The organism is Boseongicola sp. (genome assembly GCF_057460485.1).
Genome location: NZ_JBVCWP010000036.1, coordinates 1 through 21,974, shown reverse-complemented (window position 1 = coordinate 21,974; position 21,974 = coordinate 1). Strand labels below are relative to the sequence as shown.

At 57.0% G+C, this 21,974-nt stretch carries 23 protein-coding genes and 1 tRNA gene; 9 read left to right on the top strand and 15 right to left on the bottom strand.

The genetic code is table 11. From position 1 onward, the window contains the following. Positions 1 to 10: 10 nt before the first annotated feature. From gpt to trpE, 4 genes are all read left to right on the top strand, one after another. Positions 11 to 514 carry a xanthine phosphoribosyltransferase gene (gpt, locus tag AC221Y_RS07060; RefSeq protein WP_299753142.1) on the top strand — a complete coding sequence of 168 codons (504 nt, stop codon included), beginning with the start codon at positions 11 to 13 and terminating at the stop codon, positions 512 to 514. After that, positions 514 to 1,686, top strand: a complete 1,173-nt coding sequence (locus AC221Y_RS07055; RefSeq protein ID WP_299753140.1) for an aminotransferase — start codon at positions 514 to 516, stop codon at positions 1,684 to 1,686. The genes gpt and AC221Y_RS07055 overlap by 1 nt, the downstream gene beginning before the upstream one ends. 69 nt (positions 1,687 to 1,755) lie before the next feature. Then, a complete protein-coding gene (locus AC221Y_RS07050; RefSeq protein ID WP_299753138.1) occupies positions 1,756 to 3,597 on the top strand; it encodes a peptidylprolyl isomerase in 1,842 nt (613 codons plus the stop codon). Beyond that, entirely contained in the window at positions 3,597 to 5,108 is a 1,512-nt protein-coding gene (gene trpE / locus AC221Y_RS07045) for an anthranilate synthase component I (protein WP_299753136.1), read from the top strand. The genes AC221Y_RS07050 and trpE overlap by 1 nt, the downstream gene beginning before the upstream one ends. Before the next feature lie 39 nt (positions 5,109 to 5,147). On the opposite strand, the gene AC221Y_RS07040 is transcribed toward trpE, so the two are convergent. Together AC221Y_RS07040 and AC221Y_RS07035 are read right to left on the bottom strand one after the other, a co-directional pair. After that, positions 5,148 to 7,070, bottom strand: a complete 1,923-nt coding sequence (locus AC221Y_RS07040; RefSeq protein ID WP_486707056.1) for an acyl CoA:acetate/3-ketoacid CoA transferase — start codon at positions 7,068 to 7,070, stop codon at positions 5,148 to 5,150. Between the two features lie 284 nt (positions 7,071 to 7,354). After that, positions 7,355 to 7,591, bottom strand: a complete 237-nt coding sequence (locus tag AC221Y_RS07035) for a hypothetical protein (protein WP_299753132.1) — start codon at positions 7,589 to 7,591, stop codon at positions 7,355 to 7,357. 161 nt (positions 7,592 to 7,752) lie between these two features. Between AC221Y_RS07035 and AC221Y_RS07030 the strand changes: the two genes are divergently transcribed. Next, the gene (locus AC221Y_RS07030) at positions 7,753 to 9,348 is read left to right on the top strand and encodes a GMC family oxidoreductase (RefSeq protein WP_299753152.1); all 1,596 of its coding nucleotides are present in this window, start codon (positions 7,753 to 7,755) and stop codon (positions 9,346 to 9,348) included. Positions 9,349 to 9,645: 297 nt separating this feature from the next. Here AC221Y_RS07030 and AC221Y_RS07025 read toward each other — a convergent pair. From AC221Y_RS07025 to iscR, 12 genes are all read right to left on the bottom strand, one after another. After that, positions 9,646 to 9,722: transfer RNA gene (locus tag AC221Y_RS07025), tRNA-Arg, on the bottom strand. Positions 9,723 to 9,794: 72 nt separating this feature from the next. Next, a complete protein-coding gene (locus AC221Y_RS07020) occupies positions 9,795 to 11,015 on the bottom strand; it encodes a cysteine desulfurase (RefSeq protein ID WP_486707055.1) in 1,221 nt (406 codons plus the stop codon). Further along, on the bottom strand, positions 11,015 to 11,590 hold the full coding sequence (locus AC221Y_RS07015) for a hypothetical protein (protein WP_299753128.1): 576 nt from the start codon (positions 11,588 to 11,590) through the stop codon (positions 11,015 to 11,017). Before AC221Y_RS07015 ends, AC221Y_RS07020 begins: the two co-directional genes overlap by 1 nt. Positions 11,591 to 11,593: 3 nt before the next feature. Continuing rightward, complete coding sequence (locus AC221Y_RS07010; protein WP_299753126.1) at positions 11,594 to 12,094, bottom strand: YIP1 family protein; 501 nt, start codon at positions 12,092 to 12,094, stop codon at positions 11,594 to 11,596. Positions 12,095 to 12,107: 13 nt separating this feature from the next. Beyond that, complete coding sequence (sufD, locus tag AC221Y_RS07005) at positions 12,108 to 13,397, bottom strand: Fe-S cluster assembly protein SufD (RefSeq protein ID WP_299753124.1); 1,290 nt, start codon at positions 13,395 to 13,397, stop codon at positions 12,108 to 12,110. Continuing rightward, positions 13,397 to 14,152: a Fe-S cluster assembly ATPase SufC gene (sufC, locus tag AC221Y_RS07000; protein WP_486707054.1), complete on the bottom strand. Its 756-nt coding sequence runs from the start codon at positions 14,150 to 14,152 to the stop codon at positions 13,397 to 13,399. Before sufC ends, sufD begins: the two co-directional genes overlap by 1 nt. A 79-nt stretch (positions 14,153 to 14,231) precedes the next feature. Next, positions 14,232 to 14,774 (bottom strand): hypothetical protein, encoded by a 543-nt coding sequence (locus tag AC221Y_RS06995; RefSeq protein WP_299753120.1) that lies wholly within the window; start codon positions 14,772 to 14,774, stop codon positions 14,232 to 14,234. Positions 14,775 to 14,923: 149 nt separating this feature from the next. Further along, entirely contained in the window at positions 14,924 to 15,235 is a 312-nt protein-coding gene (locus AC221Y_RS06990; protein ID WP_486707053.1) for a heavy metal-binding domain-containing protein, read from the bottom strand. Then, the gene (locus tag AC221Y_RS06985) at positions 15,232 to 15,438 is read right to left on the bottom strand and encodes a hypothetical protein (protein WP_486707052.1); all 207 of its coding nucleotides are present in this window, start codon (positions 15,436 to 15,438) and stop codon (positions 15,232 to 15,234) included. The genes AC221Y_RS06990 and AC221Y_RS06985 overlap by 4 nt, the downstream gene beginning before the upstream one ends. 1 nt (position 15,439) lies before the next feature. After that, positions 15,440 to 16,963 (bottom strand): Fe-S cluster assembly protein SufB, encoded by a 1,524-nt coding sequence (sufB, locus tag AC221Y_RS06980; protein WP_299755481.1) that lies wholly within the window; start codon positions 16,961 to 16,963, stop codon positions 15,440 to 15,442. Between the two features lie 14 nt (positions 16,964 to 16,977). After that, the gene (locus AC221Y_RS06975) at positions 16,978 to 18,048 is read right to left on the bottom strand and encodes a cysteine desulfurase family protein (RefSeq protein WP_299755479.1); all 1,071 of its coding nucleotides are present in this window, start codon (positions 18,046 to 18,048) and stop codon (positions 16,978 to 16,980) included. Positions 18,049 to 18,123: 75 nt separating this feature from the next. Then, entirely contained in the window at positions 18,124 to 18,585 is a 462-nt protein-coding gene (gene iscR, locus AC221Y_RS06970; protein ID WP_299755478.1) for a Fe-S cluster assembly transcriptional regulator IscR, read from the bottom strand. A 162-nt stretch (positions 18,586 to 18,747) separates the two neighbouring features. Here iscR and AC221Y_RS06965 point away from each other — a divergent pair, with 162 nt between their 5' ends. The 4 genes from AC221Y_RS06965 to AC221Y_RS06950 all read left to right on the top strand — a co-directional run bounded on the left by AC221Y_RS06965 (position 18,748) and on the right by AC221Y_RS06950 (position 21,388). Beyond that, the gene (locus AC221Y_RS06965) at positions 18,748 to 19,401 is read left to right on the top strand and encodes an alpha/beta hydrolase (RefSeq protein ID WP_299755475.1); all 654 of its coding nucleotides are present in this window, start codon (positions 18,748 to 18,750) and stop codon (positions 19,399 to 19,401) included. 139 nt (positions 19,402 to 19,540) lie between these two features. Continuing rightward, positions 19,541 to 20,752 (top strand): NADP-dependent isocitrate dehydrogenase, encoded by a 1,212-nt coding sequence (locus AC221Y_RS06960; protein WP_486707051.1) that lies wholly within the window; start codon positions 19,541 to 19,543, stop codon positions 20,750 to 20,752. A 60-nt stretch (positions 20,753 to 20,812) separates the two neighbouring features. Continuing rightward, complete coding sequence (locus AC221Y_RS06955; RefSeq protein ID WP_299755471.1) at positions 20,813 to 21,037, top strand: hypothetical protein; 225 nt, start codon at positions 20,813 to 20,815, stop codon at positions 21,035 to 21,037. A 54-nt stretch (positions 21,038 to 21,091) separates the two neighbouring features. Then, positions 21,092 to 21,388, top strand: coding sequence for a hypothetical protein (locus AC221Y_RS06950; protein ID WP_486707050.1), 297 nt, complete (start codon positions 21,092 to 21,094; stop codon positions 21,386 to 21,388). A 234-nt stretch (positions 21,389 to 21,622) separates the two neighbouring features. Here the strand turns inward: AC221Y_RS06950 and AC221Y_RS06945 are convergent. After that, positions 21,623 to 21,974 (bottom strand): transferrin-binding protein-like solute binding protein (locus AC221Y_RS06945; RefSeq protein ID WP_486707049.1); only part of this gene is annotated, 352 nt, incomplete at its 5' end.

The following is a 21,974-nucleotide window of genomic DNA, read 5'->3' as shown; positions in this document are numbered from 1 at the left end:
AGCGCAAAGAATGACCGAGCAGCTGCCACACGAGAAGGGGTTTCACGTCTCTTGGGATCAAATCCACCGCGATTCTCGCGCTTTGGCGTGGCGGTTGGACGGACACGGGCCTGATAACGGCGCGTGGAAAGCAATTGTCGCTATCACACGGGGCGGAATGGCCCCGGCGATGATCGTAGCGCGTGAATTGGACGTGAGAACGGTCGATACGATTTCAGTGAAGTCCTATGATCATCAGGCGCAATCGGAAGCAAAGGTCCTGAAAGCGCCGAACGCCGAGATGATGGGCGATGGCACCGGCATTCTGGTCGTAGATGATTTGGTTGATAGCGGGCGGACCTTAGAGTTGGTGCGCGAGCTTTATCCGAATGCGCATTTTGCGACTGTTTACGCAAAGCCGCAGGGTGAACCGATGGTGGATACTTTCATCACCGGTGTCAGCCAGGACACGTGGATTTTCTTTCCGTGGGATATGGCTTTGCAATATGTTGAGCCCTACCGCGGCAAGGCCTGATGCGTATTCATCCGGCGATGGCGGCAACCGAGGCACCTCCTGTGATGGAGGCGCGGCGGTGGATCTCAGGGATTTCGTTCCCGGCTGACCGTCCTTTGCTGAATGTCTCGCAGGCTGCTCCGGTTGCCCCCCCACCCCAAGCCTTGCGTGAAGCGATTGCGCGATTTGCGGTCGATGTGCCTCAGGCGCATTTGTACGGGCCGGTTTTGGGGCTGGGCGATCTGCGCGAACAAGTGGCGGCGGATTGGTCCGATGCCTACGGCGGATCGGTGGATGCCGTGGACGTTGCGATCACGTCAGGGTGCAATCAGGCTTTTGCAGCTGCGATCTCGACTCTGGCCGGAACAGGAGATGAAGTTCTTCTTCCAAAACCCTGGTACTTCAATCACAAAATGTGGCTTGATATGGCGGGCATTCAATCTGTGCCGATGCCCTGCGGCGCAGGCATGTTGCCCGACCCCGAGGTCGCCGCCGGTCTTATCACGGACAAAACGCGAGCGATTGTTTTGGTGACACCGAACAATCCGACGGGCGCGGAATACCCAGCCAGCCTGGTGCGCGTGTTTTTCGAGCTGTGTCGTGCGCGCGGGATTGCTTTGATTGTGGACGAGACGTACCGCGATTTTCATTCCCGCAAAGGCGCGCCGCATGATCTTTTCACCTGTCGCGATTGGCGCGACACGCTGATCCAGCTTTATTCGTTCTCGAAGGCCTATCGGCTGACAGGGCACCGCGTGGGCGCGATGGTGACGTCCCCTGCCCGTTTGGCGGAAGTTGAGAAGTTTCTGGACACAGTTGCGATCTGCGCCAACCAGCTTGGGCAGATGGCCGCCCTTTGGGGCATGCAGAATCTGAAGCAATGGTTGGGCGGGGAACGCGCGGAAATCCTTGCACGGCGCGCGGCGGTTGAACGCGAGATGTCGACGCTGTCGGGATGGGAAGTGCTTGGGGCCGGGGCGTATTTTGCTTATCTGAAACACCCCTACCCAATGGCGTCTGATGCGCTTGCGAAACACCTTGTTTCAGAGGCGTCTGTGCTGGCGCTTCCGGGGACGATGTTTACGCCGCAGGGGGATGCGCTTGGTCTGCAATCTTTGCGGATTGCGTTTGCCAACATCGACACGGCCGAGATCGGCGAACTGGCGCGACGGCTTGGATCACTTACACTTTAGCGGGCAGGTCTTGCACGGCCTCTAGCGCTCGCGTAGGTAGTCGCGACCGCTGCAAAAGGACACGTGCATATGGCTAAGAAAAAAGCCTCAAACGTCTTCGTCTGGATCATCATGGTGATGCTTGTTGCCGGCCTTGCTGGGTTTGGCGCGACGAACTTTGGCGGCTCGCTTCGCAGCGTCGCGACGGTGGGCGACACGGAAGTGGATGTAGACACATATGCGCGGACCCTTCAGGCGCAAATGCGTAGTTACCAACAGGTAACGGGTCAGGCTTTGACCGTGCAGCAAGCCCGCGAGTTTGGCTTTGATCGCGCGGCCCTTAGTCAGGTCGTCAGCGATGCCGCTTTGCAGAACGCGACGGCTGAAGCAGGTGTGTCCATCGGCGACGAGAACGTCGGACGCGAGGTGGCTGCGAGCCCAGCTTTTCAAGGATTGTCAGGCGCATTTGACCGCCAGACCTACGAGCTCGCGCTGCGCCAGAACGGAGCGACCGTGCGCGAGTACGAAAACGAAATTCGCACCGGGATCGCAAGTGGTCTATTACGCGCGGCGGTTCAATCCGGTGTTCGCACGCCGGACGTCTTTACGCAAACGTTGTTCAACTATGCCCGTGAAGAGCGCGACATAACATGGGCGCGGCTGACCCAAGACGATCTTGACGCGCCGCTTGCCGAACCATCGGACGCCGATTTGCGTGCGTTTCATCAAGAAAATCCAGAGCGCTTCACCCAAGGCGAAACGCGGGTGATCAGCTATGCCTGGCTGACACCTGATATGATCGTGGACGATATCGAGGTAGACGACGCCCAGTTGCGCACAATTTATGACGGCCGAATCAGCGAATACGTTCAGCCCGAGCGCCGCTTGGTTGAGCGGTTAGTCTTTGCGTCGCAAACCGAAGCCGATGATGCGAAAGCCCGCCTTGACGATGGAGAGGTCACGTTTGATGCCCTGGTCGACGAGCGCGGATTGTCGCTTGATGACGTGGACCTTGGCGAGGTTGAGGCGGGCGAGCTTGAAGCGGCCGGCGAAGCGTTGTTCGCCCTTGATGGACCAGACGTGGTTGGGCCTTTACCGTCATCACTTGGGCCGGCATTGTTCCGGATGAATGCAATTCTGACAGCGCAGGAAACCACGTTTGACGAGGCGCGCGCCGAATTGGCGGACGAGGCAGCGGCGGACCGTGCGCGGCGGATCATTCTTGAAGGACAAGCGCAGGTCGAGGACCTGATTGCCGGTGGCGCGAGTGTTGATCAGTTGGCCGAACGCACAGACATGCAGGTCGGCTCGATTGACTGGCGCGACGATGTCGCCGACGGGATTGCGGCCTATGACGCGTTCCGGCTGGCGGCTGCGACTGCACAGGTTGGCGCTTTTGCCGAAGTGAACGAATTGGAAGATGGCGGCATTTTCGTTCTGACGCTGGAAGACATCCGGGCGCCAGAATTGCGCGACTTCGAAACGGTGCGCGGCGCTGTGGTCGATGCCTGGGACGCAGCCGAGGCCGAGGCCGCTTTGACGGCGCAGGCCGAAGCCTATGCCGTCCGGTTGAACGGTGGGGCCGAGATGGCTGGTTTGGGGCTTGCGCTTGAGACAGATCGTGCCTTGGAACGGTCAGGGTTTGTGGATGGAACACCTCCAGATTTTACCGATCAGGTGTTTGATATGGACGAAGGCGAAGTGCGTGTTCTTTCGGAGGCCGGTGAAGCATGGCTGGTGCGGCTTGATCGCATTGCAGTGCCCGATCCAAGCTCGCCGGAAGCGCAATTGGTGGTGACGCAGTTCGGTCAGGAGACCGCGCGCGAGTTGTCCCAAAGCCTTTTAACCGCCTTTACCCAATCGGTGCTGAGCGAGACAGAGGTCTATATCAATCAGGCCGCAATCACGGCCGTTACCTCGCAATCGTACTGATGGGCCTGTCCCCTTCTTATGACGATTTCGCTCGCAGCTATGATGTGGGCGAGAACCAATTGGTCTACACGCGGCTGGCGGCGGATTTGGATACTCCGGTGTCATTGATGCTGAAGTTGACGGGTGCGAAGGCGGATGCGTTCGTACTTGAATCGGTCACAGGCGGTGAGGTGCGGGGGCGCTATTCGATCATTGGCATGAAGCCGGATTTAATCTGGGAGTGCCATGGGGCAACCGCGCGGATTAATCGCAACGCGCGGTTTGATCGTAGCGCATTTGTTGATGAATCGGCTGATCCGCTTGCATCGTTGCGATCCCTGATTGCAGAAAGCCGGATTGAATTGCCTGCTGGACTGCCCGGCGCATCGGCGGGGATTTTTGGCTATCTCGGCTATGATATGATCCGTCTGGTCGAGCATTTACCCAATGTTAACCCGGATGTTTTAGGTGTGCCCGACGCGATCATGTTGCGACCTTCCGTGGTTGCTGTGCTGGATGGCGTAAAGGGCGAAGTGATTGTCTGTGCACCTGCTTGGATATCATCGGGGCAAAACGCACGGGCTGCATATGCGCAAGCCGCGGAACGGGTGATGGACGCGGTGCGCGATATGGAGCGCGCGGTGCCAAGCGCGGACCGCGATCTTGGCGAAGAATTTGCAGCGCCTGACCCGGTCTCAAATTTCGCGAAGGCGGATTATTTAGCGGCCGTCGAGAAGGCGCGCGAGTATATTCAGGCAGGCGACATTTTTCAGGTCGTGCCATCGCAACGCTGGTCGCAACCTTTTCCCCTAGCACCTTTTTCGCTCTATCGGTCATTGCGACGCACGAACCCCTCGCCGTTCATGTTCCATTTCGACTTTGGCGGCTTTCAGGTTATCGGGGCGTCTCCGGAAATTTTGGTGCGGGTGTTTGACGGCGAAGTCACGGTGCGTCCAATCGCTGGTACGCGGCCACGGGGTGTTACGCCGGAGGAGGATCGCGCCTATGAGGCCGATCTGATGGGCGACGAGAAAGAATTGGCCGAGCATCTGATGCTGTTGGATTTAGGCCGCAACGATGTGGGTCGGGTGGCAAAGATCGGTACAGTGCGGCCCACAGAAGAGTTCATCGTTGAGCACTATTCCCATGTCATGCACATTGTGTCGAACGTGGTAGGAGAATTGCGCGAGGACGAAGACGCTTTGTCGGCATTGCTTGCAGGTTTGCCGGCGGGGACGGTTTCAGGCGCCCCGAAGGTGCGTGCGATGGAAATTATCGACGAGTTGGAACCCGAAAAACGCGGTGTTTATGGCGGCGGCGTCGGATATTTCTCGGCGGGCGGCGACATGGACATGTGTATCGCTTTGCGCACGGCCGTTTTGAAGGACGAGACCTTGTACGTGCAGGCCGGTGGCGGTGTTGTTTGGGACAGCGATCCGGAAGCCGAATACGAGGAAACGGTTAATAAAAGCCGCGCCATTCGCAAAGCCGCCGAGGATGCGGGGCGGTTCGAACGCGGCGGAAATCACTAAACCGATTGGGGCTTTGCCCGTTGTGCGAATTAATCTTCGTTAATCGCCTTCAAGATAGCGGCTGGCTTGTGATCTCGTCTCAAAGATGTGGAGGCGGTGCGCTGGAAAAGCCTCGGAAAGCTTCAGGCGCATAAAGGCAGACCCTGCGTAACGAGTTATCTTATTATAGTACTTTTTCTCCAAGGTTGTGACCATACGCGCCCATGCGTTCACCACATCGTCCCCGATGCGGCAGTCATCGTAATTCACAATGACATCAACGCGTTGCGGATGTCGTGCGCAAACGCCTTCAACCGCCTCACAGACTAGTTTGACGTCGGCTTCGCTTTTGATGCGCATCTTCTCAAAGTTTAAGAACAGCCGATTTTGCGTGGTGTCCAGGGCCACGCGCATCGGTAGATCAAGATGGAGGAGATCGACGCGGAGATCCATCTCGGCTAACTGGAAAATACGCGCGTCCATAAGCGCCAGGTCTTCGATAATCGGGGGCGTCTCCATCAATGCGAGTATGTCGCGATCCAGATCAATGCCCGGGGCAATCTCGGTGAGCTTCAAACCATTGGGGGTTAGTTCGAACACACAGCGTTCCGTCACGTAGATCACGGGCTGGCCAAGGCGTGCGGCACGCGTTCCCGAAAAGGTGACCTGCTCGACATCAGGTAAGAATTTTCGGTGCGCCCCTTCGTTCAGGATTGTTAATCCGCCGTTCTCGACCGCGATTTTCAAACCCGATGCGGTGAAGGTGCCCGCAAAGACGAGGGCGCGGGCATTCTGAGAAATATTAATGAAGCCCCCTGCCCCTGCAAGACGCGGGCCGAAGCGCGAGACGTTAACGTTGCCGTACTGGTCGGCTTGGGCGAGGCCAAGGCAGGCCATATCGAGACCCCCGCCATCATAGAAATCGAACTGGTTGTTTTGCGGGATGACCGCATCGGTGTTCACCGCCGCACCAAAATCGAGGCCGGATGCGGGCTGCCCGCCGATGACGCCCGGCTCCGCGGTCAGGGTCAGATGTTCCAGAAGGCCCTCGTCGGCGGCGACCGAGGCAACCCCCTCGGGCATACCGATGCCAAGGTTGACGACGCCGTTGACCGGTAATTCAAAGGCGCAACGACGGGCGATGACCTTGCGAGCATCGAGCGGCATCGGGGGGATTTCGCCTTCGGGCGGACGGATGCGGTTAGTGAAGGCTTGGTTGAAGGGCGTGGCGTAGGTTTGAAGGTGATTTTCGGGCTTTGAGACCACGACGGCATCCACGAGAATCCCTGGGATTTGCACATCGCGGGCAAGAAGGGATTTATTGCGTGCGATCCGTTCGACTTGCACGATGACGACGCCGCCTGCGTTTTTCACGGCCATCGCCTGGGCAAGATTGTCGATTATAAGCGCTTCGCGCTCCATCGTGATATTGCCAGCCTGGTCGGCTGTCGTGCCGCGCAGAAGCGCGACCGTCAGGCGTTGGGCCGGGTAAAAAAGAACCTCTTCGCCGTCAATCTCAATTAATTTCAGTTGAGGTTCGGTTGATATATCATTTATGGCACCGCCCCCGTTTCTTGGGTCGACAAAGGTCTCAAGCCCAACCTTTGAGAGCATTCCCGGCTTGCCGGCCGCAATGTCACGGTAAAGCTGGCTTATGCAGCCTTGTGGCAGGTTCCAGCCCTCGATTTTGCCATCAACGGCGAGTGCCGCGACTTTGGGGATCAACCCCCAGTGGCCGCCGATGACTCGTTTCAAAAGGCCCTCGTGACCGAGGCGATTGAGACCGCGGTCTTTGCCGTCGCCCTGCCCCGCAGCGAAGAACAGCGTCAGATCGCGCGGGCTTTGGGTTTCAACAAAGCGGTCCTCAATGGCGCGGAGAAGTTCGTCGGGAACACCTATTCCAACGAAGCCAGAGGTTGTGATGACATCCCCGTCTTTGATCAGGGCGGCGGCTTCGGAAGGGGAGACGACTTTATTGAGCATAGAGGCATCTTAGGCGCGCGCCGCGGTTCGGTCTAGTTGCGTGTCGGGGCCCATTTACCGATCATAAGGCAGATCACCTCCTTTCCATCACGGGCTTTCAAAGGCTGTTCTTTGGTGATCGTGGTGCGATTTTTGCGCCGTAAAAGCCGGATCGTGAGGTGGTCGCACCTTTCGCAGCGGGCGTCGTTATGGTCGGGAGATCGGCCAAGCTCGTGAGACTCCTTTGGGTCAGATCGAAGGTCGAAAAGCTGCAGAGGCCAGTCGGGGAAATGGACGGATTTCCGTTAACTTTTGCGGATCATATTGACGCAGAATCTGGATGGGTCCGTGCCGAGTGTTTTACGGGCAGCAAAGAAGGCATAGTCGACTTCCGAGAAGACAGCGTCGCGCCAGTCATAGGGGGTTTGGCCGTGCAAGATCGGTTCCAGCGAGCAACTGTCGAGACGATGATATGCCGGCGGCGCGCCCGTTTTGTCGAGGAAGGTGAGCACAAGCTCGATGGCTTCGACGAGGGCTTCCAAGATGGCCCTCGGGTGGGATAGGCTTAAAGCCGCGGGTCGTAAATGATCAGCGGGACACAGACGGACACCTCGTGAAAGAGGTCCTTTTCGCCCATCCAGTGATCCCCAAAGTGGTCGTCGGTCTGTATAGTGTTTTCTACAACAAAAGGGGAAAGACGCACATGGAAGCGGATTATGTCGTCGTCGGCGCAGGGTCAGCGGGCTGTGTTGTGGCCAATCGTTTGAGCGCGGATCCCAACGTGAAAGTCGTCCTGCTAGAGGCCGGTCCTGCCGATACGAACCCTTGGATTCACATCCCCGTTGGTTATTTCAAGACTATGCATAATCCGAAGGTCGACTGGTGTTATCGCACTGAACCGGATCCGGGACTGAATGGGCGATCCATCGACTGGCCACGCGGCAAGGTTTTGGGGGGGTCGTCGTCGCTGAACGGATTGTTATACGTCCGCGGGCAAGCCGGGGACTATGATCGCTGGCGTCAGATGGGGAACACCGGCTGGGGCTGGGATGATGTGTTGCCATTGTTCAAGCGCGCCGAGGCGAACGAGCGCGGCGCGGATGAGTTCCACGGGGACGAAGGCCCCCTCGCCGTCTCAGACATGCGGATCCAGCGTCCCATCTGTGATGCCTGGGTCGCGGCTGCGCAAGCTGCGGGCTATCCTTTCAATCCCGACTATAACGGCAGGACACAGGAAGGCGTCGGGTATTTCCAGCTGACCACGAAAAACGGCCGCCGGTGCAGTGCCGCAGTGGCATATCTGAAGCCGATCCGCAGCCGCACTAATCTGAAGGTCGTGACGAAGGCGCTGGTCTCCAAGGTAAACATCGAGAACAAGTGTGCGGTCAGCGTGTCGTATCGCGATGCAAGCGGCAGCGAACAAATCGTCACGGCGCGACGCGAGATTGTGTTGTCGGGCGGGTCAATCAATTCGCCGCAAATCCTGATGCTTTCGGGGATCGGCGACGCCGAACACCTGAAGGAAAACGGTGTCGAGCCAGCGCACCATTTGCCGGGCGTGGGCAAGAACTTGCAAGACCACCTACAGGCGCGGCTTGTGTTCAAGTGCAACGAACCCACGCTGAATGACGAGGTACGATCCTTGTTCAATCAGGCGCGGATCGCCTTGAAGTACGCGATGTTCCGTTCGGGGCCGATGACGATGGCCGCGTCTTTGGCGACCGGGTTTCTTAAAACGCACGACGATGCGGCAACGCCGGATATCCAATTCCACGTGCAACCTTGGTCTGCCGACAGTCCCGGCGAAGGCGTGCATCCGTTTTCGGCTTTCACAATGTCGGTGTGTCAGCTGCGTCCCGAAAGCCGGGGCGAGATCAGGCTTGATGGGCCCTCGCCCAGATCCTATCCGAAAATTCATCCACGGTATCTGGCGACCGAGACCGATTGCCGGACTCTTGTTGAGGGCGTAAATATCGCGCGGCGCATTGCACGTCTGGCTCCGCTAAGCTCGATGATCGCCGAGGAATTCCGCCCTGATCAATCGCTTGGCATGGACGACTACGACGGCACTTTGGATTGGGCGCGCAACAACAGCGTGTCGATTTACCACCCGGCGGGCACCTGTAAGATGGGTTCGGGCACCGATGCTGTCGTGGACGCCGCCCTGAACGTGCATGGCATCAAGGGTCTGCGGGTCGCGGATTGTTCGATCATGCCGGAGATCGTGTCCGGCAACACCAATGCGCCTGCGATCATGATTGGCGAAAAGGCATCGGATTTGATCGTAGCCCGAAGTTAACGCAAAAGGTGCGGGCGGGATTTCTCTGTAGCCTGAAAGCGGTACGGAGTTGATGTCTTGCGCTTTCTGATTTCAGTGATGGGCAAATAACGCGGCGAATGAACCTTTAATGTTACCCAGTTTGGAAACCCGCGCCCCCTATGCACGCACACTGAGATCAAATAAAAAGGGGGATAGGGGTACAGGGCCTGAATCTGCGGTCAGAAAACACTATCGAAGTCGTAGGTCCCGAATTATCCAAAAATGAACCACAAGACCAAGCGGACCCAGTTGAAATCTTCTAAGTCGTTGATTTTATGGTGCACCCGTCGCGATTCGAACGCGAGGCCTCTGCCTTCGGAGGGCAGCGCTCTATCCAGCTGAGCTACGGGTGCCTAGAGCGGCGTATACTCAGGTGATCTCGGCTCTGCAATAAAGGAATTGCTCGCAGGGACAAGCTCGGTGGCCTAGTCGAAAAGTTCATGGCAAAGCTCAAGCGCATCTATCAACGTGTCGACCTCGGCCTCGGTATTATAAAGGCCAAAACTTGCGCGACACGTGGCGCTGACCCCGAGGTAATCCATCAAGGGGCCGACGCAATGCTGCCCTGCCCTGACGGCGACGCCTTTTTTGTCGAGCACCGTGGAAATGTCGTGCGCATGAGCGGCCCCCGTCATCGTAAACGAGAAGATTGCGGCTTTGTCTTGGGTCGTGCCCTGAACGTTCAGCCAGTTCAAGCCGTCAAGACGGGTGCGTGTATAGTCGCGCAAAGTGTTCTCGTAGGCCGCGATGTTCGCCATGCCAAGGTCCATCATATAGTGAAGTGCCACGCCAAGGCCGATTTGCTGGACGATACCGGGCGTGCCCGCCTCAAATTTCATCGGCGGATCGTTCCACGTGATCGCGTCCTTGTGGACTTCGCGGATCATGTCCCCGCCGCCTATAAATGGGCGCATTTCAGCCTGTCTGTCGGCGCGGATGTAGATCGCACCTGAGCCAGACGGACCGTAGAGCTTATGCCCAGTGATCGCATAGAAGTCGCAGCCGATGTCCTGAACGTCGACGGGCATGTGGACAGCAGCCTGGGAGCCGTCGACCAACACGGGCACACCTTTTGCATGCGCGCCTGCCGTGATGGTTTTCACGTCAACGCGGCTGCCAAGCACGTTGGACAGATGCGTAACGGCAATGAGTTTCGTCTTCGGCGTGATCGCGTCGAGGACTTTTTGCGGGTCCAGCCCACCGGTTTCATCGACGTCGACCCAGACCAGTTTCACACCCTGGCGTTCGCGCAGAAAATGCCAGGGAACGATATTAGCGTGGTGTTCCATTACCGACAGGATGATCTCATCGCCCGCTTCCATGCGGGGCATAGCCCAGCTGTAAGCGATGAGATTTATGCCCTCGGTGGTGCCGGAGTTCATGACGATCTCGTTCTCGTAGGCAGCATTCAGGAAGCGCTGAACGGTGCCGCGTACGGCTTCGTATTTTTCCGTGGCAACGTTGGAAAGGTAGTGCAAACCCCTGTGAACATTTGAGTATTCATGAGCGTAGGCATTGGTGATTGCGTCGATCACGACGCTTGGCTTTTGCGCCGAAGCGCCGTTGTCGAGATAGACCAACGGCTTGCCGTTCACTTCCCGCGAAAGGATAGGGAAGTCTTTGCGAATGGTTTCGACGTCATACATTACGCCAGTCCTCCGGCCATGAATTGTACGCCAAGCAGCGACATCAGAAAGATCAGGATCAACGCCACACCAAGTGACGCGAAAAGAAGTACGCCGAAGGATTTCCAAAGCGAGGCAAATCCGTGCAGCGCTGCAATGAAATTCAGGTTGATCCAGAACGTGAGAAGGATGATCGCCAGAGAAAACAGCCCCGACAAAGGCGGAACGAAAAGGAACAGAAGAAACTCGACCAACTGGCCTGCGAAAATGAGGCCTTGCAGGAAAACAGTAAGCAGCAGCGCTTCTTCAAAGCGGCCCTTGCCGCCCATTGCAGCGCCGACTTTCCAGACAAGAAAGACCGATGCGGCGCCGGCAACTGCCGAAGTGATTGCAAGAACCAGCGGCCCAAGGGCGGCCTGCCCGGCGGTTTGTTCCAGCCCGCCGCTTAAGAAAGACAGGATCACCGAAAGGCACACAAGTGCTCCAAACGCTGGCCAAAGCGCGACCACAGGCACGCCCAAGGACATCAACGTGCTGGCCGCTTCGCGCGGTTCGCGCAGGGCTTGCAACGCGATTGGAAAGAACGTGTTCAGCATCATTTATTCCTGTTCGGGCACGGGTCGTTTGGCAATTTCAATCACTCCGGAAGCCCAAAACACCACAAACGATCCAAGGGCAACCACCGCAAGCATCGAAGTGCCCAGACTTTCGCCGATAAATCCTGTCATCAAACCGGACATAAGCCACATCGGGGCCGCGGCAAGCAGCGCCCAGAACAGCGCAACGCGCGACATATAGCCAGTGGATGCCCGCCCCAGTGCCTTCAGAATCCAATGGACAAGCAGCGCAACTGTGTAAAAGAACAGCGGCGCGATGATCACCCAACCGAACAGCGCACCCGCCATCAATCCGTCCAACGCGACCGCGTCGCTCAGGAATGCCTCGCGCGACAAGCGCGGCCATTGCGCGATGAAGATTAAAAAGCAAGCGCCCATAAGGATCGCAAGTGCGCGATCTTCCCGCTCGCTTGCGCCGATGCGACGCCGCAGCACTTCGCGCGGGGCTCGATAGGTGCGGACGATATCAAGGGCAACACTCACTCAGATTGGCCTTTCACGATCTCCGGCGGCGATGCAGCCAGCCCTCAAGTCGGCTAAGAATATCGGCGGAGATTGCTTTGTCATCGATCTCGTCGATGGCTTCAGTGAGAAACGAGAGCACCAGAAGGTCCTGGGCTTCGCTACTTGGGACACCGCGTGAACGCAGATAAAACAGCGCCTCTTCGTCGATCGCACCGGTGGTGGAGCCATGCGAACAGGCCACATCGTCGGCGTAGATCTCAAGCTCGGGTTTGGCGAGGAACTCTGCATCACCGTCGAGCAAAAGCGCCTGGCTAATCTGGTAGCCATCGGTCTTTTGCGCACCGGCTTTAACGAGAATTTTGCCCTGAAACGCACCAACCGCGCCGTTACGAAGCACCTTTTTGAACACCTGACGGCTTTCGCAATTCACCGCGTCGTGGGTGATGAAGACCGTGTCGTCGTGGTGAAAATCACCGTCGCCGACGGCCGCGCCCGCGATATGGGCGGTGGCGTTGTCACCGTTCACTTCGATAACGGCCTCGTTTCGGGTCAGGCGGCCATTTGCAGTCAAGGTGAAGGATTTGAACGTGCTTTCCTCGCCAAGGCGCGCAAACAAATGCGTTATCGCAAGTCGCTCGTGATCGCGGCCTTGTGCGCGGACGTGGTGGAAGGTGGCGCGGTCTGCGATCTCGACTTCCATGCATTTGTTAAAACGCGCGGCAGCGGGACCGTTTTCAAGAATTGTAAGCTCGGCGCCCTCTTCTACCCGCACGACGAAATGCAGGATCGCGTCGCTGTTTGGGTTCTCGTGGAGATACACAAACGAGACCGGCTTGGACACTTTGCCCGTTGCGCGTACAACAACCCCGTCGGTGGCAAACGCCGTGTTCAACGCTGCGAAGGGGCGTTTTACCGGAGTTTGGCCACGGGTTTCCAGCACGCCATAGAGGTCTTTGGCCCAGTGGATATCTTTGGCGGTCGCATCGGAAAGCCGCTCGATTGCGAGGTTTTCGTGGCTGAAGTCGTCGGACGCTTCGGCGTCAAAGACGCCATCGCGAAAAACAATGCGTAGCCGGTCGATATCGCTGAACAGAGCCGTTTCCTTGGCGTCAAAAACTGCCGCGCCGGGCGCAACTGGCGCGTTCAAGGCATCGGGCCGTGTAAACCGCCAGTATTCGTCGCGTGCGCCCGGAAGACCCATGGCACGCAATCGCGAAAGCGCATCGGCGCGCGCATCATTTGCCCAACCCGCGCCGTCGGGCATCTGAAGATGCGCAAGCCGTGCCTCGGTAGCGTCGGTTTTTGCCTGCGGCAGAGCCATTACGCAACCTCCGCAAAGATGTCGGCGTAACCGTTGTTTTCTACTTCAAGCGCAAGCTCCGGACCGCCAGTTTTTACGATACGGCCGTCCGCCATGATGTGGACGACGTCTGGTTTGATGTGGTCGAGAAGGCGTTGGTAGTGGGTAATCACAAGAAACGACCGACCTTCAGCGCGCAGCGCGTTTACGCCATCTGCGACAAGCTTCATTGCGTCGACGTCGAGGCCCGAGTCGGTCTCGTCGAGGATGCACATCTTCGGCTCAAGAATCGCCATCTGCAGGATTTCGTTACGCTTTTTCTCGCCACCCGAGAAGCCCACGTTGACCGGGCGTTTCAGCATGTCGGCGTCAATTTTCAGGGACTTGGCCTTCTCGCGGATCAACTTGAGGAAGTCGGCAGCGCTTAGTTCGTCTTCCCCGCGTGCTTTTCGTTGTGAATTCAAGGCCGTGCGCAGGAACGTCATGTTGCCGACGCCGGGGATTTCCACCGGGTACTGGAACGCTAGGAAAAGGCCTGCTGAAGCGCGCTCTTCGGGGTCAAGCTCGAGAATTTCCTGACCTTGCAGCGTGGCCGAACCAGCCGTCACTTCGTAGCCGTCACGCCCCGACAGAACGTAGCTTAGCGTCGACTTTCCAGAGCCGTTCGGACCCATGATCGCGTGAACTTTGCCAGCTGGCACTTCCAGGTTTACGCCCTTCAGGATGATCTTTTCTTCTTCTTCAAGTTTGACGTGCAGGTTATTGATTTTTAACATTTTTCGCCTCGTGCAACAGGAAAAGAGGCTCCGCCTAAAAGGCGGGCCCCAAAATGGGTTAGGTGTGTGTGAGTTGTGGTTAGACGGTCTTGTCTAAGGTCTGAGCCACGTAGGCCTCGGAAAAGAAATTGGCATAAATGCCTGGAAATCGCTCCATCATCTGAGCCTGTCCAAACAACATGGCACCAAAGCCCGCGACAACCGCCAGCTTGCGAAGCGTGCCGTTGAAGCCAAACGTCCAAGTGAAGATCAACGCCAGGAGACCGCCGATCACCAGATGTGCGTGGATGAGATACGGTTCGACCATTCCGATCGCTTCGGGAAGCGTCACCGGCATCAAGCCGCCGTCCTGAAAGAAGTGGAAAGCCGCCGCTTGCCCTGCGAAGACCGACAAACCGCCGATGACGATGGCCACTGGAACCAGAACCAGATTTGATCCCTCGCCCACTTTGACCTTTTTCTTCCTGGACTTCATGCGCACCGTATTGGTTGCCTTGCCCGCGCGCGCAGTTTCCTCGTCGCGCGGACCAATATGGACTTCGCCCATCGTATTGGCCGCGCCCTTGTTGATCCGGTTGAGACGATCTTCGAACGTCTGATGTGTAGCTTGCGCCGTTCCCATGTGTTGCATCCCCTTGAGTGCTTGATGGGGACAAAACCAACGCTTCGTGACCAAAGAAGGGCAGCCTTAAGGAGAATTGGCCGCTTTTCGCCGAAAAACCATAGGTTTTGACGGGAAACGCAGGGGTATGATGCAAAAACCGCGACATATCAGTCGATCACCACCGCCGTGCTACTGGTCGAGACCATCAGCATTTTGTTGATGACCTCGTAGTCGAAATCGGCGCCGACGACGACGTTAGCGACTTTTTCCGTGGCGCGTTCTTCCAACTCGCGCAGGGCTTTATTGCGGACTTTGCCAAGCTCGTGCTCATAGGCGCCCGAGCGACCACCGACGATGTCGGTGATCTGATCAAAGAGATCGCGAAAGACGTTGGCACCACGGATAGCTTCGCCAACCACGACACCGCAGTAGTCCTTGATTTCGTGGCCGTTGAGCGAGGACGTAGTCGTAACGATCATATTCTTCTCTCCCCAAGGGGTCGTTTCTTTTTCCAGCGGTTGAGGACGGTCTGCGCAAACACGCTTCCCAGAAAGCCCGACGAAAAGCTGACGATGATCAACTGCTGACGCGCCAACATATCGGTTGCGAGATCAATCAGGACAGCAAACCCTGCGCAAAACGTCCCCGTCAGAACGGCTGAAAGAATAATCGCGCGCAGCATTTTAACCGACCGACCCTTCCAACGAGATAGCCACAAGCTGTTGAGCTTCCATGGCAAATTCCATCGGCAGCGCCTGAAGCACCTCTTTGCAGAAGCCGTTCACCACCAAGGCCACGGCCGTTTCTTCGTCCATGCCGCGCTGGCGGCAATAAAAGAGCTGGTCGTCGTCCACTTTCGATGTAGTGGCTTCGTGTTCAACGCGGCTCGAGTTGTTTTTGACCTCGATGTAGGGAACAGTATGCGCTCCGCATTCAGAGCCGATCAGAAGCGAGTCACACTGCGTGTAATTGCGTGAGTTTTTGGCCCGTGGGTGCATTGAGACAAGACCGCGATAGGTGTTTTGCGCTTTGCCCGCCGAGATACCCTTCGAGACGATCCGGCTTTTGGTGTTCTTGCCAAGGTGGATCATCTTCGTGCCGGTATCGGCCTGCTGCATATTGTTGGTAATGGCGATGGAGTAGAATTCGCCCTGACTGTCATCGCCGCGCAGGATGCAGGACGGGTACTTCCACGTCACGGCAGAGCCGGTTTCGACCTGAGTCCACATCACTTTCGAGCGGTCACCCCGGCAATCGGCGCGTTTGGTAACGAAGTTATAGATGCCGCCTTTGCCGTTCTCATCACCGGGATACCAATTTTGGACAGTCGAGTATTTGATCTCGGCGTCGTCCATCAAGACAAGCTCGACAACCGCTGCATGAAGTTGGTGCGTGTCACGCTGCGGAGCGGTGCAGCCTTCGAGGTAAGAGACGTATGCTTTTTCATCGCAAATGATCAGCGTGCGCTCGAACTGGCCGGTGTTTTCAGCGTTGATGCGGAAGTAGGTCGACAGCTCCATCGGGCAGCGAACACCCGGTGGGACGTAGACGAACGAGCCGTCGGTGAAGACGGCAGAGTTGAGCGTTGCAAAGTAGTTGTCGGACTGCGGAACGACGGTGCCGAGGTACTTCTTCACCAGTTCGGGATGCTCTTTGATGGCTTCCGAGATTGAGCAGAAAATCACGCCTGCTCTTTTCAATTCGGCCTGAAAAGTCGTACCAACTGAGACGCTATCGAACACGGCATCAACGGCCACTTTTCGGCCCTCGGACGGCGCATCATCGGCTCCTTCAATACCTGCCAGAATCATCTGCTCCTTCAGCGGAATTCCGAGTTTTGCATATGTTTCCAGAAGCTTGGGGTCGATTTCGTCCAAAGACTTCGGTTTTTCGGCCATGCTTTTGGGTTTGGCGTAATAATACTGTTCCTGATAATCAATCTTCGGATAATCAATCATCGCCCACTCGGGCTCGTCCATTTTCAGCCAACGCGCGTAGGCTTGCAGACGCCATTCCAGCATCCACTCAGGCTCGCCGTTTTTTTCGGAGATCAAGCGCACGATGTCCTCGGACAGACCTTTTGGTGCGTAATCCATCTCGATGTCGGTGGCCCAACCGTATTTGTACTCGCCGGAGAGCGAGCGCACTGCATCGACCGTTTCCTGATCGACGCCGTCTTTCACATCGGTATTGTCCAACGCTGCCATGTCTGGCTCCCTTTTTACGCCGCTCGATCGCGGTGTTTACGTTCCTGTCTGAGCCACGCTTCGCAAAACCGCAGCACATCATCTTCTATCGTTTCGGGGCCAAACGACACGCGCAAAGCGCATTCTGCCTGGCCGTCACTTAATCCCATTGCCCGCAAAACGCGCGGGACTTTGACCTTGCCTGACGAACAGGCCGAACCGCTTGAAACCGCGAATCCGGCAAGGTCCATCTGCATCACTTGCGTCTCGCCCTTCCAGCCCGGCGTGACGAAACATGATGTGTTCGGCAAACGTTCAAGATCATACCCGACAAAAATAGTCTCTTTTGCGTCAGATGCCAGTGTCTTTTCTAGAATGTTTCTAAGTTTCTCGACGCGCGTCCAGGCGCCCTGGTTCAATTCTTCCAGGGCGGCGGTCGCCGCCGCACCAAAACCTGCAATTCCTGCGACGTTTTCGGTGCCTGAACGCCGGCCCAGTTCCTGCCCGCCGCCAAGCTGAAGAGCTGCTATATCAGTACCTTCCCGGACAATCAGTGCGCCGACGCCCTTCGGACCGCCGATTTTGTGCGCTGAAAGGATGGCCAGGGTCGCGCCGGACCACGCAAAGCTCCATGGGATGCGCCCGACCGCCTGCACAACATCGAGAAGGAGCGTGTCGCAAAGAGTATCGCCGTAAGACCAACGCCCTTGCCCGTCCGTTTCAGGCAGGCTGACCACCCCCGTTTCCGAATTCGCAAGGCCCATAGCCAGCGTGGCGGCACCACTTTTGGCATGTGTCAGGTCGAAATGAGCCCAAAGGCAATCATGGGCGGTCTCCTGAACGCAGACCGCGTGGGTTTGCGACAACATGCGCAATACCGAAGTGGCTTCGGTGGCGCCGCTGGTGAAGACGACTTCAGACGGCTTACACCCGACCAGTTCGGCGACCGATCCGCGTGCGCGTTCGACCAACCCGCGCGCGATCCGGCCCTCGGCATGAACGGAAGACGGGTTGCCGACCTGATCCAAGGCGTGAATCATCGCTGAACGGGCCTCGGGGCGCAGGGGCGCTGTCGCGTTCCAGTCCAGATAGACGCGGTCACGCATCCGCACTAACCCAACAAGTCCAAAGTGTCAGGGACGGGTGGCACACGGCGGCACGTCGTATTCGATGCGCGTTTTTCACGCCTCGTCCACCACCTCGAAAAGAGCCGGAACGGCCGGGCATGGCGCAAGCTCGTTGCCAACAATGTCGCTCAGGCGGGTCTGGTGCAAAAACACATAGACCTGCGCCGACAGCCCTTCCCACAGACGGTTGGTCAGGGATTGCGCGCGGCTGCCGGATACAGCGCCCGAAGCACCCGCGCCCTTATGGAGGGCTGAGACGGTCTCATCGACTGCGCCAAGGATTTCGCTAACGCGAATAAGCGTCGGTGATTTGGCAAGGCGGTAACCGCCGCCAGGGCCGCGCACAGATTCAACAAGCCCGGCCCGGCGCAGCTTAACGAAGAGCTGCTCGAGATAAGGCAGCGAAATATCCTGACGCTTTGAGATTTCGGCCAAAGACAAAAGCGTCCCCTCCGCCACCATCGCCAAATCCGTCAAAGCCACCATCGCGTAGCGGCCCTTGGTGCTCAGCTTCATCCTACACGTTTCCTTAACTCATTGACCTTTCCGGCCCCATTGCTTAGTTCAGCCGGGATCAGTCGGGGTCACGCATCTCCGATTTAGAATGCTTCTAAAGACCCTGACCAATTCCGTCAAGAATTGGCGGGCGCCGCGGGGCGACAAACATAATGGGGACCCATGCCCGAAGTCATTTTTCCTGGACCGGAAGGTCGTCTCGAAGGCCGCTACCACCCGCAGAAAATCAAGGACGCACCGATTGCGATCATCTTGCATCCGCACCCGCAGTTCGGGGGTACGATGAACAACCGCGTGGTCTACAATCTGCACTATGCGTTTTACAACATGGGCTTCACGGTCCTGCGGTTTAACTTCCGTGGTGTCGGACGCAGTCAGGGCGAATACGATCAGGGAGTGGGCGAATTGAGCGATGCGGCTTCCGCGCTCGATTACCTACAGTCGATGAACCAGAACGCCAAACATTGCTGGGTCGCCGGTTTCTCGTTTGGTGCATGGATCGGGATGCAGCTTTTGATGCGTCGGCCGGAGATCACCGGATTTATTTCGGTGTCGCCGCCTGCGAATATGTACGACTTTTCGTTTCTGGCACCCTGCCCGGCTTCGGGTCTTGTAATCAACGGCACTGCCGACCGGGTTGCGCCACCGCGCGATACCCATACGCTTGTCGAGAAGTTGCACGAGCAAAAGGGCATCACGATCACCCATCAGGAGATCGAGGGCGCCGGGCATTTCTTTGAAGATCCGCACATGGAAACGATGATCGGCAACACTTCAGAATATGTGACCAGACGTCTGACCGAAACGTCGCGCTAAGGCGAAGGACCTTTCCATGATGAATTCGGCTTAGCACCGCTGCCATTTGGTATGCGGTGGTATACCGACTTTCCATTAGACGCCTGTTGCGGTACCGATCCTGCAAGTCCACCTCTGTGGTCCGAGGGAGCGTTCGCACATGTCTAAGATCAAAGTTGAAAACCCTGTTGTCGAGCTTGACGGCGACGAGATGACCCGGATTATCTGGGATTTCATTAAACAAAAGCTGATCCTGCCCTATCTCGATATTGATCTGCTTTACTACGATCTGAGCATACAAGAGCGCGATCGCACCGAAGACCAGATCACCATTGATGCGGCGGAAAAGATCAAAGAGGTCGGCGTCGGCGTCAAATGTGCGACGATCACGGCTGACGAAGGTCGCGTTGAAGAGTTCGGCCTAAAGAAGATGTGGCGCAGTCCGAACGGGACCATCCGTAATATTCTGGGAGGTGTCGTGTTTCGCGCACCGATCATTTGCAAAAACGTCCCACGCCTTGTGCCGGGATGGACGCGTCCCATTGTCATTGCACGCCACGCTTATGGCGATCAGTATCGGGCCACAGATATGAAATTTCCCGGCCCCGGAACGCTGTCGATGAAATTCGTCGGTGATGACGGTGAAGTCATTGAACATGAGGTTTTCAAGGCGCCGTCTTCGGGCATCTACATGGGGATGTATAACCTTGATCACTCGATCATTGATTTCGCCCGGGCCACGTTCAACTACGGGCTGTCGCTTGGGTGGCCGGTGTATCTTTCCACGAAGAATACCATTCTGAAACAATATGATGGTCAGTTCATGATCCTGTTTCAGAAGGTATTTGATGAAGAGTTCGCGGACCAATTCAAGGAAGCCGGGATTTACTACGAGCATCGTCTGATTGACGACATGGTGGCGTCTTCGATGAAGTGGTCCGGTGGGTATGTCTGGGCGTGCAAGAACTACGACGGCGACGTGCAGTCTGACACGGTGGCGCAAGGGTTTGGCAGTCTCGGATTGATGACCTCCATCCTGATGACCCCGGATGGAAAAATCGTAGAATCGGAAGCGGCGCATGGCACCGTGACGCGTCACTATCGCCAGCACCAGAAAGGCGAGGCGACGTCGACCAACTCGATTGCGTCTATCTTCGCGTGGACTGGTGGTTTGAAGCACCGCGCGACACTGGATGACAATGCAGCGTTGATGTCGTTTGCCGAGACGCTTGAAAAAGTCATCGTCGACACCGTGGAAGCCGGGTTCATGACCAAGGATCTTGCGCTTTTGGTTGGACCTAATCAGCGTTGGTTGACGACCTCCGGTTTCCTTGAGAAAATTGATGAGAATCTTCGGAAAGCGTTGAGCTAGCCTCGAGCTAGCCTCATCTGAACTAAGTGTCGCCGGGGTCCCACAGGGGCGGCGGTACTTTTGGTCGCCAGCCTTTTCGCGCTGAAAATGGGTGTTGTCGCGCGCCAAAGTTTCGATATGTTTTTCCGCACCGGTGTAAGTCTGCAGGTCGTGAGTGCGATCGCGATAGGCCTTACGATGTCCTTCGGCTACGACGTTCTTGTGGCACTTGGGTTAGTCCTTATGCAGGCCAAGGTCGTGGCGCAAAAATTAGTCGCGGTCGAGCTGCCGTCCGTCCTCGCGTAGCTTAAGGCAGTAAGCTCGACGATCCTTCCTATCGAGTTGTTGAAGAAATGGCCGATGACGACGGCACTGCCGCTTTTGGTCGGCAAGGCGCTTATGCACAAGCTCGACACGTTTTTGTCGCGCTATCGCGACGCGATCTTCCGCCAGTATGATGGATCGATTAGTTGGCATAACGCCTTGGGTTGGCACGTGGAAATCGTTGCCCCTTTGATAGTCGTGTTCGCCGCACTTGGACTATCAGTATCATCGGTCCGGCTTTGGGTGATCCTGGTTTCTGTCAAATTGCCGTTCTGGCTTGTCGCTGCATTTAGCTCAGGAGTGCGGATGACATGGGCGACGATCGAAAAATAGAGTTCAAAACGGTTGCGTTTTTTTCGGCTTGGCTTGCTCTGGCGCGTGATCCAAAGGCGCCTGCCAAAAGGGTATCTCGAGCGGAAACGGGGGATTGATTTCCGCGTGGCGCGGATCGTTGTGCGGCAAAGGTGGCTGACGGTTCGCCAACTTGCTGATTGCAAGGACAGCCTTTCGCTCCGCAGCGCGGTCATTCGTGCTCGGTGACGTCAAAAAGGCGACGATTAACTTTTGTTAATCCGCCGGGACTTCGACTGCCGTGACCTCCCGCGTCGAGGAAAACCCCGCAGCACCGATAAAGCGTGTCGTAGTGTCGGTGTCCGTCAACACGATTGTCTCATCGAAACCTATAACACCGCTTAACTCCGCGCCAGCGTCACCGTAAAAGACCGCGCCAAGGCTTGTCGCGGATTTGCAGTCCGCACCGGCCTCGCAAATCATGTCTGGCGCCGCCGCAAAACCGTTCCCGTTAATGGCCGCATTAACGAAAATCATGGAGTATTGGTCACGTTCGACCTTGGGGTCGAAAAAGCCGTTCAACTGACCGGACGGAGGATTGTAACCGATTATTGACCGTGGCCTCGGT